We start from the raw sequence: 15,474 nt of genomic DNA on the forward strand, positions 1-15,474 counted from the left end.
GATTACTCCTTAAATCCAAACGTAGGTATCTCTGCCCACCGCTGGCGCAGAAAGTGCATGCCCAGCTTGGGGCGGCGATCCCGGGTGAACAGACCTTTTTTGTTGCCATCCACCCGCATGGGGCCCTGCACAGTGTCGTAGTCTGCAAAGTTCCAGACAAATTCTCCCACAAACCACGGGCGCTTGTCAAACTCTGCATCCAGACGGCGGTAGAACTCCACCTGAAACTCCTCACTGAACATCTCGGCTCCGGCGGTGTGCAGCCCTGCCACGGTGTCCGCACCGTACTCGCTCATCATCACGGGCTTGTGCTGCTCTGCCCAGAAATCCAGCTCCTGATTCAGGCCATAGCAAGCGGCGTCCATGTCACCGGAAAGGTTGTACCAGCCGTAGTAGCGGTTGATGCAGACGATATCCATGGTGCGGGTGGTGATATCCTTGGTGTAGTCGTTCTGGCAGCAGACGAGGGTGACCGGGCGGTCCTGCGGGTCCAGCTGGTGCGCCAGCTCATACAGCGGGTGCCAGTAGTCGTAGGCATCCTGCGGGAAGTGCTCCAGATCCGGCTCGTTGCCAAGGCTCCACAGCACCACGCAGGGGTGGTTTTTGTCCCGATGGATCATCTCGGCAAGCACCTGCCGGTGATGCTCCGCAAGGGGGTATTCCTTATAGGGGTTCACCGCTGCCCCGCCGCCGATGCCCACCGCCGGGGTCTCGTCCATGACCAGAATGCCCTCCCGGTCGCACAGGTCGTAGAACTCCTCGGCGTAGGGATAGTGGCTGGTGCGCACGGCATTGGCGTTTGCCCAGTGGATCAGGTTCACATCCTTCACGTTCAGCACCGGGTCAAAGCCTCGGCCATGGGCGGTAAAGTCCTCGTGCTTGCAAAAGCCCTTGAAATAGAGCGGCTTGCCGTTCAAAAGCACCTGTGTGCCCCGCACCTCAATGCTGCGCACACCAAAGGTCTGGTCGTAGACATCTGCCCCGCAGGTGGCATGCAGGGTGTACAGGTAGGGCGTGCCGGGTCTGGGCTCCCAGAGATGCACTTCCGGGATGGTGATCGTGCCTTCTGCACTCTCGGCGCTTGCAACGGCGTTGCCGTCAGCATCCAGCACCGTGACACGGACAGGCGCGCTGCCGGTGGTTTTTACCGCGTACTGCACCGTGCCGTCCACGGCGGGCACTATGGTCACATCCTCGATGTACTCTTTAGGGGTGGTGTAGAGCACCACCGGGCGATGGATGCCCGCATAGTTGAAAAAGTCAAAGTTGGGGCGGTTCTGGGGTGCGGCGGCACGCTTGGCAGCCTCCACACTGGGGATACCCGCGTTGTCCGAGCCAAAGAAGGCCAGCTGCCCGTCCTCGTTGCCCACAGGCAGGGTGCTGTGGTTCACCCGGTTGTCACAGGCTACGGTCAGCAGTGCGGTCTCGCCGGGTTGCAGCAGAGCGGTGACGTCCGCTTCAAAGGGGGTAAAGCCGCCCTTGTGCTGCGCAATGAGCTGGCCGTTCAGCCAGACCTTGGCCGTGTGGGTCACCGAGCCGAACCGCAGCACCACCCGCTGCCCGGCGCAGAAGGCGGGCAGGGTGACCTTGCGCTGATACCACACCCAGCCGTAGTGGCGGCGCAGGGCGGTGGTCTGGTCGTTCTGGTCGTTGTAGCTGGCAGGTACCGCGATGGGCTGGGCGTCCGGCAGGGGCTTTGCGGGGTCGAACTGGGTTTCCGCGCAGCTGCCCAGCGCAAACGCCCATGTGCCGTCAAGGCTCAGCTTCAAGCGCGCTTCATTCTGTTCAGGATATAACATAACGCTTTCCCTCTATTTCTGCAAAAAATGCGGGGCGCGGGTACTGCCCACGCCCCGCTTACGGGTGATTTGTTTAGCCCTTGATGCCGGTGGATGCCACGCCCTGCACAAAGTACTTTTGCAGGGAGAGGAACACGATCAGCACCGGGATCAGTGCCACCACAGAGGCCGCCATGATCAGGCCGTACTCTGCAGAATACTGGGTGATGAACATACGCAGACCAATCTGGATGGTCTTGAGTTCGGTCTTGGTCAAGTAGATCAGGGGGCCAAGGAAGTCGTTCCATGTGTTCACGAAGGTGAAGATGGTCAGGGTGGACAGGGCGGGCAGGCTGAGGGGCAGCATGATGTGCCACCAGATGCCGTACTCGCTCAGGCCATCAATGCGGGCAGCCTCACACAGCTCGGTGGGCACGCCCTCGTAGAACTGCTTCATCAGGAACACGCCGAAGGCGCTGAAGGCCTGCAGGCACATAATGGCCAGATGGGTGTTGTTCAAATGCCACGAGCTCATCATCATGAACTGGGGCACCATGTAGGCCTGCCAAGGCACTGCAATGGTGGCAATGTAGCCGAGGAAGAGCGCGTTTTTGCCCTTGAACTGCATCTTAGCAAAGGCGTAGGCTGCAAAGGAGGAAGTGAACAGCTGCAACAGGGTGACCACCACGGTGATCTTGACCGTGTTTTTCACAAAGGTCAGCAGCGGGATCTGGGTCCAGATGTCCACATAGTTCTGCCAGCGGGGATTTTTGGGGATCCACTGGATAGGGAAGCCGAACACGTCCTTATTCAGCTTAAAGGAGGAGGACAGCATCCACAAAAAGGGCAGCAGCATACAAGCTGTGATGACGATGAGGAAGAAATAGATCAGGAACTTGGAGATGAAATTGCGGCGCTTCTGAGAGGCCTCGGTCTTGATAATAGCAGCAGACATGGTTCTTCCTCCTTTCTCAGTTCTCGCCCTTGGAGCCGCGGAACTGGATGATGGTAACGATCAGCACCAGTACGAACAGCACCATGGAAATTGCACTTGCGTAGCCGTATTTCGGGGTATTGACGAAGGCCACATTATAGATGTAGTATACCAGCGTCATGGTAGCAGTACCGGGGCCGCCCTGCGTGATCATGTACATCTGGTCGTAGACCTTGAAGCCGGAGATGGTGAGCATGATGACCACAAAGAAGGTGGTAGGCCGCAGCTGGGGCAGAGTGATGTGCCAGAACTGCTGCCAGCGGTTTGCACCGTCCAGCTCGGCGGCTTCGTTCAGGTCCGGGTTGCAGCCCTGCAGGCCGGCCAGATAGATGACCATGTAGTAGCCCATGTTCTTCCACACGCTGAACAGGATGACCGTGATCATGGCGGTGTCCTTGCCGGCAGCCCAGCGGGGCAGGTTTTCCACCGCCACGCCGAAGAACTGGTTCAGGATCATGTTGATGGGGCCCATGGAGGGGTTGAAGATCATGTTCCATACCGCTGCCACCGCCACCAGCGAAGCAACGTAAGGGAAGAACGCCACGGTGCGGAAAAAGTTGCGCAGCTTCACGTTCTGGTTCAGCAGCACGGCCATGGCCAGCGAGCAGGCCAGCGTAAGCGGCACGGTGCCGATGACATAGACGATGGTGTTTTTCAAAGCCGCCTGAAAGATTTTATCGGTGGTGAAGAGCTTTACAAAGTTTTTCAGGCCGACAAATTCAATGGCGTGGCGGCCGTCCCATGCGCAGAAGGCCAGCGCAATGGCAAACACCATGGGCACCAGCGTAAACACGCAGAAGCCAATGAAGTTTGGCGCAATGAAGGAATACGCGATCAGAGAATCGCGGGTCGATTTTTTTAGCACTTTACGGGGAGTTTTATTCTGGACAGCAGCACTCGCCATAAAAGAGCCTCCTTTCCCGGAAGTATAACCATTTTTCCAAAAAATGAGCGGGGCGGGCGCTGTGCATACCCGCCCCGCTCGGACAGGGCTTTTTTCCGATGCTCGTCCACCGGAAAATGAATGGGGATCGAAAATGATGAAGAAGGAGAACCGCAACGTATTGCGGAAAACGCTTTATCAGCCGAGAACTGCGGGAACCTGATCGTTCATGTTCTGGATGCCCTCGTCCACGGTCTCGCTCATGGTCATAATAGCATCGTGCTCGGCGTTCAGAATGGTCTCGATATCAGATGCGTACTGGGTGTAGGGCATTTCCAGATAGACATTGCTGGTGGTCAGTGCATCCACAGAATTGCTGTCCTCGGGGAAGCCCTCGGTGGACTTGATGATCTCGGCGGTAGCAGCGGAGCCGCAGGCCGGGAAGGTGCCGGTCTTGGCAATGGCCTGTGCGCCCTCCTCGGAGACACACCAGTTGATGAAGTCGGCAGCGGCCTCTGCCTTGGGAGAATCCGCGTTGATGGCCAAGCTGGTCACAGTGCCCAGCGTAGAACCAGCCTCTGCACCGGCGGGGTGCGGGTACTTGACGATGCCCCAGTTGAACTTGGTCTCGGCATCCTTCATGTAAGCTTCCAGCGTGGAGATGAACCAGCTGCCCATGTTGACCATTGCGCACTGCTGGTTCTCAAAGGCTGCGGAGTAGTGCAGAGAAGAGGTCTTGAGGTAGCCGTAGTCCATGCAGATGCCGTCCTTCTGCTGGGCAATGACCATATCGTAGGTGGGCTTCATGAAGTCGTAGGTGCCGTCGATGATGGTGTTTTTGCCGTCCAGAATGGAGAACAGAGAAGCGGCAGAGCGCCAGGTGTGGTAGTGGCAGCCATAGACCTTGGTGTCGCCGGAGCCGCTGGTCATCTTGCGGGCCAGAGCATCGTAATCTTCCATTGTCAGGTCATTGGAGGGATACTCCACACCGGCAGCATCAAACAGATCCTTGTTGTAGTACAGCACCCAGAAGTCGCTGCGGAAGGGCACGGCGTAGAAGTTGCCGTCATCGGTGGTCAGCTGCTCGATGGTGCCGTTGAAATCGCCGGTGTCGCGGGTCAGCACCTCATTCAGAGGCTTGAGGTAGTCCAGATTGATCAGGTTTGCGTAGCCGGGGATATCCTTGATGGTCACGATATCCAGATCAGCGCTGCCGGCCAGCTGGGTAGCCAGAACGGTCATGTAATCGCTGGAGCCCAGATCCACCATCTCGATGGTCACGTCCTTGTGGCTTGCCATGTAGCCGTCGGCCATGGCCTGCCAGTAGGGAGTGGACTCCTTATCCCACACTGACCACTGCAGGGTAACAGGGCCTGCGGCTGCGGAAGCAGCGGTGGAACCGGCAGTGGAGGAAGCAGCGGTGGAGCTTGCAGAAGAGCCGCCACAGGCGCTCAGGGCAGCAGCTGCGCCGCAGGCAGCGGCAGCGGTAAGGAACGAACGACGAGAGATCTTTTTCATAAGTGTGTCCTCCTTCAGGGCAGTGTGTTTGTTCTGTGCAGCGGCCTCCCCCGTGCCGGGGAGCCGCTCGCTTTTGTTGACACTAGGATACCGCACAAACGCAAAAACCGGAATGGAAAAATTCCGGGAAGAGTTGCAGTTTTTCTGTATCTTTTAAAAAAAGATGTACTTTCTTACACTGGAGTCTGCACTTTCTTGTTCTCTTGCACAGTTTGCATCCGTGACGAGAGAAAAAAGCATATAAAGTACACAATTCTCATGAAAAAAGCCGTTGACAAACCGCGCCGGAATCAGTACTGTATAAAGGAAAGAATGCAAACTGTCACCAGAAAGGAGGCACCGTTATGAAGAGCAGCCACCGTTTCCCGCTGCGGCGGCAGATCGTGTGGGGAATGCGCTTTTTTACCTTTCTTACCTCTCTGGCCGTGGGCGCGGCGCTGTTCATTCTCTCCAACCAATATGTGCGTGCCAACTCCCTGCAGGCGGCAGAGTTCAACCTGCGGCTGGTGGCTACCTCCATCGAGACCAGTCTGGAAAGCGCCGATGCTCTTTTGAACTGGGCTTCCATTGACAGCACCGTGCGGCGGTACATCTCGCAGGAAAATATCAACGGCACCCAGACCATTGCCGCCTACGAAGCCATGCAGGAAAAATACTATTCCAGCACCCTGTACAGCCATATCCTCCGCTTTTTTGTTACCAATGAGAACGACCGGCATTTGCAGTTCGGCCCGCTGAACTCCTCGGCGGCGCTCAACCGCACCAGCGTAAAGCAGTTTCTCACCAAGGGGTACGGGATGCAGTTCGCCACCGACCCGCTGCTGCCCGGCAGTCCGAGCTGCATCGCCATCAGCCAGCCTGTCCGCTGCGGCAAGGGCACCTTGCACCGGGGCAGCACCTACCTTGCGCTGGATACCGCCATTATCACCGACCCGGCAGCAGGTTACAGCCTGACCGACGGCAGCGCGTTGTACTGGGAGATGGGCAGCCGCCTGTGGCAGATCGAAAACGGCAGCCTGACCGAGATTGAAAATCCGCTGCGGGAGGTGGACTACACCCTGCGCACCGGCAGCAATAACGGCGTGACAGAGCAGACCGCATGGCAGGGCAAGGTGCAGCTGGACGGCCAGAAGTATTATGTAGTCAAGGTAACACTGAACGGCCGCAGCGCGGCACTGGTACAGCTTTTGCCCGCAAATACCTTTTTGCTGCACTACGGCGTGTACCTGTGGCTGGTCGCCCTTGGCACTGCCATCATCTGGGGACTGAGCTTTTTGATGCAGCACTGGCTGGAGCGGGTCATCACCCGCCCGGTGGAGGCGCTGCAAAAGCGCATCGAAACCGTGGGCAGCGGCAACTTTGCCCCCGACCGCACGGTGGAGTGGAACAACGAGCTGGGCGACATCGGCCGGGGCATCAACCAGCTGGCTGAAAACGTGGACAGCCTGATGACCCGCCGGGTGGAGGACGAACGTCGCAAGCAGGAGCTGGAATACCGGATGCTGCAAAACGAGGTGAACCCGCACTTTATCTACAACACCCTCAACAGCATCCGCTGGATGGCTACCATCCAGCACGCGCCCGGCATTGCCGAGATGGTCACCGCCTTTGCACGGCTGACCAAAAGCATCTCCAAAGGCACCCAGAAGCTGGTGCCTTTGCAGGAGGAGCTGGCATTGCTCAACGATTACTTTACCATCCAGCAGTACCGCTACGGCGGCGACCTGGAGATTGAGGTCTCCCGCATTGAAAGCGAGACCCTTTGCCGGGACTGCATGATTCCCCGGTTCACCTTGCAGCCGCTGGTGGAAAACGCCATCTTCCACGGGCTGGAACCCAAGGGCGGCCACGGCAGCGTGCTGCTGGATATCTCCACCGACCCGGATACCGGGGACGTATTGCTGCGCATTACCGATGACGGCGTGGGCATGCCGCCGGAGCAGGTAGCTCACCTTCTGGACGAGCCCGCCGAGGGTGCCGAAAAGGCTGAAAAGTTCCGTCATGTCGGCCTGTGGAACGTGAACCGCCGCATCCGGTATTCCTTTGGCGAGGGTTACGGCCTGACCATTGAAAGTGAAGAGGACGTGGGCACCGAGGTCACCATCCGGCTGCCCTATCAACAGAAAGGAGACACCCATGCTGCGGATATTACTGGTGGATGATGAGCCGCTGGTGCTCATCGGCCTGCAGGGGATGCTGGAATGGGAAAAGCTGGGCTATACCGTCTGCGGCACCGCCCGCAACGGAAAGCTGGCGCTGGAACTCATTGAGCGGGAGAAGCCGGATATCGTCATTGCCGACGTAAAAATGCCGGTGATGGACGGGCTTACCCTTGCCCGCACCTGCCGGGAGCGCAACGCCCTGCCCGCCTTTATCATGCTGACCAGCTTTGAAGAATTTGATTACATCAAGCAGGCCATGGGTGCCGGAGTGGTGGATTATCTGGTCAAGCTGGACCTGACCCCCGAAAACCTGCAAACCGCCCTTGCCAAGGCCGCCGAAAAGGTAAAAAAGGAGCGTGCTTTGCTGGGCGAATTGTCAGCACAGGAAAATCTTGCCGAGAGTGTGCGCAGCTATCAGGAGCGTTTTTTCGTGCGGTTGTACGCCGGGCTGTTCCCGGACGAAGCCGCATTGGAGCAGCCTTTGCAGCACATGGAGCTGAACCTTGCAAGCGACGCCTACCTTGTAGCCAGCTGCGAGATCATCGCCAACACCGCCCTTACCCCCGCCCAGCAGCTGAAGCTGAGTTTTTCCTGCGGGCGGATGCTGGAGACCACCCTGCAAAACTACCTGCCCTGCTATGTGACCGGGGCGGATGCCATGCGCTGCAATGTGCTTTTCTGCCTGACCGATGCCCAGTGCCAAAAATACCGGACGGTACTGCGCCCGCTGCTGGAACGCGCCAGCCAAATTCTATACAACTATTTCACGGTACGGCTGCTCTGGGCGGTAGGACGCCCCACCGGCTCCCTGCTGGGGCTGGCGCGCCGCTGCCGGGAAAACGCCCACCTACAGCCCCTGCTCACGGTGGAGCAGCCCATCCAGTTCGTGGAGGTCAACGAGGGCGACGCCACCGCCGGGAAGATGCAGGTGGTGGCACAGGTGCAGGAGTATGTTAAGAATCATCTTTCGGAAAAACTGACGCTGGCCGATGTGGCGGCTGTATTCAATTTTTCGCCCAACTACCTCAGCCAGCTGTTCGGCAAATACGGCGACAGCGGCTTTGTGGAGTACATCACCGAGACCCGCATCGCTGCGGCAAAAGAGATGCTGGAACAGGGCGATTTGAAAGTATACGAGATCGCTGAGAAACTGGGGTACGAGAGCGCTTTCTATTTTTCCAAGGTATTCAAAAAGGTCACGGGGCTCAGCCCGCGGGAATACCAGCAAAGTATTTAAAATCGGAGGCTTTTATGATACAGGAACAGCTTGCTCATCTGCCGGAATTTCTTCCCGATTACCGGCCCTTTCCCCCTGTCAAAGAGCACACCGCATGGCAGGGGCTGCCCCTGCGGGCAAAGCAGCGCTTTTTGCAGGCGGGGGAAGCCGCGCTGCAAACGCCCATTGCGCCCCTGCCGCTCTCGCTCTGGCTGGATTTCACCCACACTGGGCGGCGCACCCCATGGGAGACGGCTTACTTTTCCCGCCGGGCGCGGCTGTGCGCGCTGGTAAGTGCCGAGTGTGTGGAGCACAAAGGGCGCTTTCTGGATGAAATTGCCGATACCGTATGGGCGATCTGCGAGGAAAGTGCATGGCAGCTGCCCGCCCACAACAGTTATGTGCGGGACACCCCGCAGCTGCCCCTGCCGGACACCACCCGCCCCATCGTGGATTTATTTGCCGCCGAGACCGGCGCGCTTCTGGCGCTGACCCGGTACTTACTGCCCGATGAGCTGGATACTGCCGCGCCGGGCATCACGGCGAGGATGGAGCGGGAGCTGGACGCCCGCATCCTGACGCCTTATTTTACAAGCCACTTCTGGTGGATGGGCAACGGCGAAGAGCCTATGTGTAACTGGACGAGCTGGTGCACTCAGAATGTGCTGCTCACCGTTTTTCTGCTGCCCACCACCCAGCAGCAGCGAAAAGCTGCCGTCAAGCAGGCAGCCTACAGCCTCGACTGCTTTTTGAAGGACTACGGCGCGGACGGCTGCTGCAACGAGGGTGCGCAGTATTATCGCCACGCCGGACTGACCCTGTGGGGCTGTCTTGAAATTTTATCCAACGTTGCGCCGGAGGCCTTCCGCCCGCTATTCAGAGAAACAAAGATCAAAAATATCGCGGAGTACATCTGCAATGTCCATGTGGAAGGACCTTACTATCTGAACTTTGGCGATTGCAGCCCCCTGGCCGGGCGCTGCGGTGCACGGGAATACCGCTTTGGACAGGCCGTAGGCAGCGATGCTTTGCAGGCCCTTGCGGCGGCAGATTTCCGCGCCGATGCCGACCCCGACCATTTGCAGAACCCGGACGGCAGCACCCACATCAACCTGTGGTACCGGCTGACCACCGCCTTTACCGAGCAGGAACTGATGGAATACGCCGCAGTTCCCCAGCATCGTTCTGCAGTATGGTACCCCAGTGTAGGCATTTATGCCGCACGGCAGGGCAGCTGGGTGCTGGGTGCAAAGTTTGGCTCCAACGGCGACAGCCACAACCACAACGATACCGGCAGCATTACCGTGTACAAGGACGGAAGACCGTTTCTCATCGATATCGGAGTGGAGAGCTACACCAAAAAGACCTTCAGCCCTCAGCGGTATGAGATCTGGACGATGCAGAGCGCATGGCACAACCTGCCCACCTTTGACGGCGTGCAGCAGCTGCCCGGCGCGGAATACGCTGCCCGGGAGGTGTGCACCGAGGAAAATAGCATCACCGGCGAACTGGCGGGCGCGTACCCGCCCATCCCGGGGCTTACCACCTACCGCCGCAGCGTATCTGTCAGCGAACAGGGCATCACCCTGCGGGACGAAACAGACTATCCCGGCACAGTAGACCTGACCCTGCTCACCGAGCAGCAACCCGTCCCCACTGCGGACGGCTTTGCGGTGGGCACACTGGGCGGCATCCGCTTTGACCCGGACGCCGCAACGGCTGCTGTTACGGCGGTGCCTATCACCGACCCGCGCCTGCGCACCGCATGGCCGGAAACGATCTATAAGATCACCCTGCATTTCCAAAAAATGCTGAAGCTCGAACTGTACTAAGGAGAACTGCCATGGAAACCATCAAGCTGAAAATTCTGGACGAAGCCGGCCACACCCTGATGACCTGTGACGCTGACACCGCCGTATCCCTTGTTTACACCAACTGCTACAAGCCCGGCGACCGGGTGGCGCTGGAGATCGACCATCCCGGGCAGTACTGCGTCATCCAGTTCGAGGACACCATGCCCGAAGCCCTTGTGTATGTGGTCAAGCGGGAGATCAACTTCCACATTCCCTTCGGGGAGCAGGCCATCACCTACTCGCCCAAGAGCTTTGCGGGCAGCCGTCACGTTATCCGGGCACGGCTGGCACTGCCGGAAGAGATTGCCGCCCGGCGGAATCTGGCCTTCAACTGCTATGACGAGCATGGCGACACCGGTTTTTATCCCCACGCCAGCGCCAACGTAGAAACGCGCGGCGAGGCGGTGTTTGCCGCCCGCAACGCCATCGACGGCATTTTTGAGAATAGCGCCCACGGCGAGTATCCCTACCAGAGCTGGGGCATCAACCGCGACCCGAACGCAGCCCTGACGCTGGATTTTGGCCGGGAAGTACTGCTGGATGAGCTGCGCATCACCGAGCGGGCAGATTTCCCCCACGACAACTACTGGGTAAAGGCCACGGTGGAATTTTCTGATGGTAGCCAGCTGAACATCCCGCTGGTGAAAAGCGCCAAACCCCAGAGCGTGGCCTTTGAGCCCAAGCGGGTGCGCAGCCTTGTGCTGAAGGATCTGATTCAGGCCGAGGGGACTTCCCCCTTCCCGGCGCTGACCCAAATCGAAGCCTTTGGCACCGAGGTGAAGTAAAATGAGCATCTACAATGCCCTTTATGGGCGGGACGGCCACGGCGTAGGCCCAAACGAGCCGGAGAAAAAAGGCTTTGCACGCTTTTGCCAGATGGTCGGCCGCGACCTCGGCCAGCTGCTGGGCACGAACCTGATGGTCTGCGTGCTCTGCCTGCCTGCCGCACTGGGGGTCTCGCTGGGCGTGACCCTGCTCTCCCTGCCGCTGACGGTGGTGTGCAGTGCGGTCACCGGTCTGCTGACCGGCCCTGCCATGGTGCTGCTGGCAGACTGCGCTCTGCGCAGCTTGCAGAACGACCCCTCCCAGTGGCTGCCCCGGGCAAAGCAGACCCTAGCCGCCCATTGGAAAGCCGCCTGCGGCTTTGGCTGCATTGGCACGCTGGTGCTGGGGCTGCTGTGCTTTGTATCGGCCTTTGTGTTTGAAGCCGCCGCGCAGCAGGGGTATTACCCCGGGCTTGCCATTCTCGTTTTTCTGGCGCTGGATTTTCTGGTGCTGGCGGTTCTGGCTACGCTTTACGCTGCCGTTCTGCCGCTGCAACTGCCCGCCCCGGACAGCTTGCTGCGCCGGGCGGGCAGGCTGCTGGCTGTCGCCCCGGCGCGCTGCGTCCTGGCAGGCGTTCTCATGCTGGCGGGCATCGGCGGCATGATCTTGCTGTTCCCGGTCAGCGTGTTCTGGGCGGTGCTGTTCGGCTTCTGGCTGCCGGGGCTGGCAGCGATGCAGACCCTGTTCCCGGTTTTGCGGCAGGAATACGGCGTAGAGGTGCGCAGCATCCCGCGCCCGGCAGCGCCGGATAAGCCCCTGACCGCACAGGAGCAGAAAAAGCGCTCCCGCGCCAACTGGTGGTATTACAACTGGGGCATCGTGGCGGTGGCGGCAATGGTCATTGTGGGCGTAGCGTATGTGGCGCACGGCCTGCTGACTACCGTAGACCCGGACTACACCGTGGCGGTAGTCACGGCGGAGGCCCTGCCGGACGAGGCCGTGCAGCGCCTGCAGACTGCGCTGGCAGACTATGCGGAGGACGCCAACGGCGACGGGACTGTGGTGGTGCAGGTGAACAACTACACATGGAGCGCCGATGCCGCCCTGACCGACATGAACGGTCAGATGGCCGGTGCCACCCAGATGAACACCGACCTTGCCAACGGCGAGAGCAAAATCTGGATCTTGGATGACCCGGAGGACTTCGAACAGGCCTATGGGGCACTGAGCGAAAAGCTGGGCGCGGAATGGCAGACAAAGCTTATCCCGTGGCGCAGCCAGCCCGCCCTTTCCGGGCTGGAACTGGGCAGCTACAACACTGCCGCCGATGGCAGCCAGACTGTTGATATCCAGAGCCGCTTTGCCGGGTACAGCGTGGCAGTGTTTGATGCTTCAGATGCGTTGTGGCAGGCGCTCAATTCGTAAACAGAAACGACCGTCCGTTCTCTTTTTGTTTATGTGGTATTCTATACACAGAAAAATAGACGGAGGCATACCGCCATGAATCCCCATACCACGCTGAATCTTGCCAAGATTGCTCTGTGCGCGGTGGAAACCGTACTGAGGAATACTTCGCCCGATGCAGAGGACTATCCCCCAGCCAGTTGAATAAAATAACAACGCTGCAAGTGCTTATCGTCAGGCTGTTACAGATGCAGCAGCATAAAACGGACATCTCTTCAATAAAAAAGTCAAGTAGACATCAATTTGAGCCAAATAGTAAGACTTCTTATGCTTTACCGTCATAAATTTTTCAAAATCATCTTGACGCACCTTGCGAAACATGATATTCTCTGTCACAAATCTCACTGATTTTGTGGATTGGTTTGAAACCATCCACAAGATGTGGTCGTGTTCATTTTGAACACAGCCACAGAAAGTGGTTGGTTATCACCGTGAGACCCACCACTTCCGTGAGGAAAAGTCCACGAAGAATTTACCGCCCCGCAACACACCCGATTCATTTTGCCGCCGATTCACCCGACAAAATCCATCGCTGCGCTGCATGGGCGGTATTTTTCTTTTTCACAAATAAAATCTTATGTAGTTGTTCAATCTTCCAAAATTTGTTTTTTGTTGCTGACTGTACAACTGTAAAGTGTTATTCTTGCGCTTGAAAGAAGCAGAACGTAGTGTCCGCACTGCGCTCAGCTTTCTTCATATTGTACCTTGAATCTTGCATAAGCCGTCTGAACGTGATACCGTGCCATGACCTCACACCTTCCGTGAGCGAGCCGGACAACGCCGCTGCACAAACAGAGGCAGGAACTTCGTTCGGAGCAAACGGTGACTCCCTTACATGAGCAGCACCACCTCTACTTATTTTTTGCGCCTTAACAATTCGGAAACAATTACCCGGAAACGATTTTGAGCGCAGCGGTAGAGGGCAAGAACCGTCCCGTGGCCACAAATTTTCAATTCTTGAAAATGTTCTGTCCATCCGGGACTTCACTTCTACAATGCGTCTGCATTTCCGAAGTGATCTTGTTGGGGCGTGCCTGCCCCAAACCCTGCTCATGGTTCGCACCTGACGGTGCGAACAGCAACGGCGTGTCGTGCTTTACATAACTTCACCGAGGAGTTATCGAACAGACAGGAGGTACAATGACCAAAACGAATGTTCAATCGATTCCCAGCAATTCCCAGCGCCACGACACGCCGAACAACAAAACGCACATCATCAAGTTCCGTGTGACAGCGGAGGAAAAAGCGTCACTGGAACTCACTTGCAAACTCCTGAATCTCTCCCTCTCCACTTTCATCCGCCGCGCCATCCACAACGTCAAGATCGAGAAAACGGTCATCGTTGCAGGCGGCGGAGAAGAAACCCTGACCGCTGTTTCCACCTTGCTTGCCCAGTGCAGCAAGGTGGGCGGCAACCTCAACCAGCTTGCAAGGCACTTCAATTCCGGCGGTGCAGACACCGAGCAGATCCGGGCGAAACTCCTTGACGAACTTGCAGACCTGACCACATTTCGGCTGCACGCCGAGAAAGTTCTGGGTGAACTGTATGGCAACGCTCAAGCATATCAGCTCTAAGAACTCGGATTACACCGCCATCGAAGCGTACCTCGTTTACCAGCACGACGCGTTCACCGGAAAACAGCTTCTGGACGAACAAGGCAGACCGAAGCTGCGGGAATCCTACCTGCTCGATACCCTTGAGTGCGGCGATTTCTCGTTTGCAACAGCTTGTCTGCTGGCAAACCGCAAGTATGGTAAGAATACCCAGCATGGTGATATCAAAAGCCACCAGTATATCATCAGCTTTGACCCCAGAGATGCAGCCGACAATGGACTGACCATGGAAAAGGCACAGGCACTTGGCCTGAAATTCTGCGAAGAAAACTTTCCCGGTCATCCCGCCATCGTCTGCACTCACCCGGATGGGCACGACCATTCAGGAAATATCCACGTCCACATCGTGATCGGCAGCATCCGAACACGAGAAGTGGAGTGCAAACCCTATATGCAGAAGCCCCGCGACTGGCGCGAGGGCATGAAGCACTCCAGCACCGCCCAGACCATGCGGCACCTCCGTGTCGAGGTCATGGAGCTGTGCGAGGGTGCCGGACTGTACCAGATCGACCTGCTCAACGGCTCGAAAGAGCGTGTCAGCGAAGCTGAGTATTGGGCGCGCAGGCGCGGCCAGTTGAAACTTGACCGTGAAAACGCAGCCCTCACCGCAACCGGACAGCAGCCCAAGCAGAAGAAGTTTGAAACCGTAAAAGATACCCTGCGGAAACAGATTTCTTCGGTGCTGTACCGTGCCACCAGCTTTGAAGATTTCTCTGACAAGCTCATGCAGCAGTACGGCATCGCCGTCAAGGAAAGCCGTGGACAACTCAGCTATCTGCCCTCTGGCAGAACAAGGTTCATCCGGGCGCACAGCATCGGTGACAAGTTTGAGAAAGGACTCGTGCTTGCCGCCTTGCAGGAAAACGCTGAGCGCAAGCGCACGATTCAGTTTAAGTCCGACCGCATCGGGAAACTGGTGGATATTCAGGCGAAGCTGAAACAGGGCAAGGGCATCGGCTACGAGCGTTGGGCGAAAAAATACAACCTCAAAGCTATGGCACAGACCTTGATCCTCTTGCAGGAACATGGTCTGCTCAACGAGGACGCACTCGACCAGAGAATCACAGAGCTTGACACCAAGTTCCATGAATGCAGAAAAGGTCAATGGTGTATGGGAGCAGCGGCTCCGCATTCACTACAACTGCGTGGGCACCATCGAGATTCCAAGCGCACTTCCTTTACCGACACCTGATGTGTCGGTGAATACAAGAAAAGGCGTAGTTGTGA

11 protein-coding genes and 1 pseudogene are annotated in these 15,474 nt (G+C 57.7%); 7 read left to right on the forward strand and 5 right to left on the reverse strand.

Features of this window, described 5'->3' with window-relative positions; all coding sequences use genetic code 11:
* Nucleotides 1-2: 2 nt before the first annotated feature.
* From uidA to DWY76_RS08960, 4 genes are all read right to left on the reverse strand, one after another.
* Entirely contained in the window at nt 3-1,799 is a 1,797-nt protein-coding gene (gene uidA / locus DWY76_RS08945; RefSeq protein ID WP_005943354.1) for a beta-glucuronidase, read from the reverse strand.
* A gap of 73 nt (nt 1,800-1,872) precedes the next feature.
* On the reverse strand, nt 1,873-2,733 hold the full coding sequence (locus tag DWY76_RS08950) for a carbohydrate ABC transporter permease (RefSeq protein ID WP_005920167.1): 861 nt from the start codon (nt 2,731-2,733) through the stop codon (nt 1,873-1,875).
* Nucleotides 2,734-2,749: 16 nt separating this feature from the next.
* Nucleotides 2,750-3,676 (reverse strand): sugar ABC transporter permease, encoded by a 927-nt coding sequence (locus DWY76_RS08955; protein ID WP_120081037.1) that lies wholly within the window; start codon nt 3,674-3,676, stop codon nt 2,750-2,752.
* 177 nt (nt 3,677-3,853) lie between these two features.
* Entirely contained in the window at nt 3,854-5,173 is a 1,320-nt protein-coding gene (locus DWY76_RS08960) for a sugar ABC transporter substrate-binding protein (RefSeq protein ID WP_015565854.1), read from the reverse strand.
* Nucleotides 5,174-5,517: 344 nt separating this feature from the next.
* On the opposite strand from DWY76_RS08960, the gene DWY76_RS08970 reads away from it, so the two are divergent.
* The 5 genes from DWY76_RS08970 to DWY76_RS08990 are packed head-to-tail and all read left to right on the forward strand — an operon-like array spanning nt 5,518 to nt 12,594.
* The gene (locus DWY76_RS08970; protein ID WP_015565853.1) at nt 5,518-7,335 is read left to right on the forward strand and encodes a sensor histidine kinase; all 1,818 of its coding nucleotides are present in this window, start codon (nt 5,518-5,520) and stop codon (nt 7,333-7,335) included.
* Complete coding sequence (locus DWY76_RS08975) at nt 7,310-8,572, forward strand: response regulator (RefSeq protein WP_015565852.1); 1,263 nt, start codon at nt 7,310-7,312, stop codon at nt 8,570-8,572. The genes DWY76_RS08970 and DWY76_RS08975 overlap by 26 nt, the downstream gene beginning before the upstream one ends.
* Before the next feature lie 14 nt (nt 8,573-8,586).
* Nucleotides 8,587-10,383 (forward strand): heparinase II/III family protein, encoded by a 1,797-nt coding sequence (locus DWY76_RS08980; protein WP_120081041.1) that lies wholly within the window; start codon nt 8,587-8,589, stop codon nt 10,381-10,383.
* Between the two features lie 11 nt (nt 10,384-10,394).
* Nucleotides 10,395-11,189, forward strand: a complete 795-nt coding sequence (locus DWY76_RS08985; RefSeq protein WP_120081043.1) for a carbohydrate-binding protein — start codon at nt 10,395-10,397, stop codon at nt 11,187-11,189.
* Between the two features lies 1 nt (nt 11,190).
* Nucleotides 11,191-12,594 carry a hypothetical protein gene (locus tag DWY76_RS08990; protein ID WP_120081045.1) on the forward strand — a complete coding sequence of 468 codons (1,404 nt, stop codon included), beginning with the start codon at nt 11,191-11,193 and terminating at the stop codon, nt 12,592-12,594.
* Nucleotides 12,595-12,807: 213 nt separating this feature from the next.
* Here DWY76_RS08990 and DWY76_RS14230 read toward each other — a convergent pair whose 3' ends face one another.
* Nucleotides 12,808-12,969, reverse strand: coding sequence for a hypothetical protein (locus DWY76_RS14230; RefSeq protein ID WP_207665844.1), 162 nt, complete (start codon nt 12,967-12,969; stop codon nt 12,808-12,810).
* A gap of 804 nt (nt 12,970-13,773) precedes the next feature.
* On the opposite strand from DWY76_RS14230, the gene DWY76_RS08995 reads away from it, so the two are divergent.
* Together DWY76_RS08995 and DWY76_RS09000 are read left to right on the forward strand one after the other, a co-directional pair.
* Entirely contained in the window at nt 13,774-14,208 is a 435-nt protein-coding gene (locus DWY76_RS08995; protein ID WP_120081047.1) for a plasmid mobilization relaxosome protein MobC, read from the forward strand.
* A pseudogene (locus DWY76_RS09000) lies at nt 14,180-15,337 on the forward strand (relaxase/mobilization nuclease domain-containing protein); the annotation flags it as partial. The gene DWY76_RS08995 and the pseudogene DWY76_RS09000, both read left to right, overlap by 29 nt.
* Nucleotides 15,338-15,474: the final 137 nt, after the last annotated feature.

The sequence above is a fragment of the Faecalibacterium sp. AF27-11BH genome, from assembly GCF_003603005.1.
In the GTDB taxonomy this organism is placed as follows: domain Bacteria; phylum Bacillota; class Clostridia; order Oscillospirales; family Ruminococcaceae; genus Faecalibacterium; species Faecalibacterium taiwanense.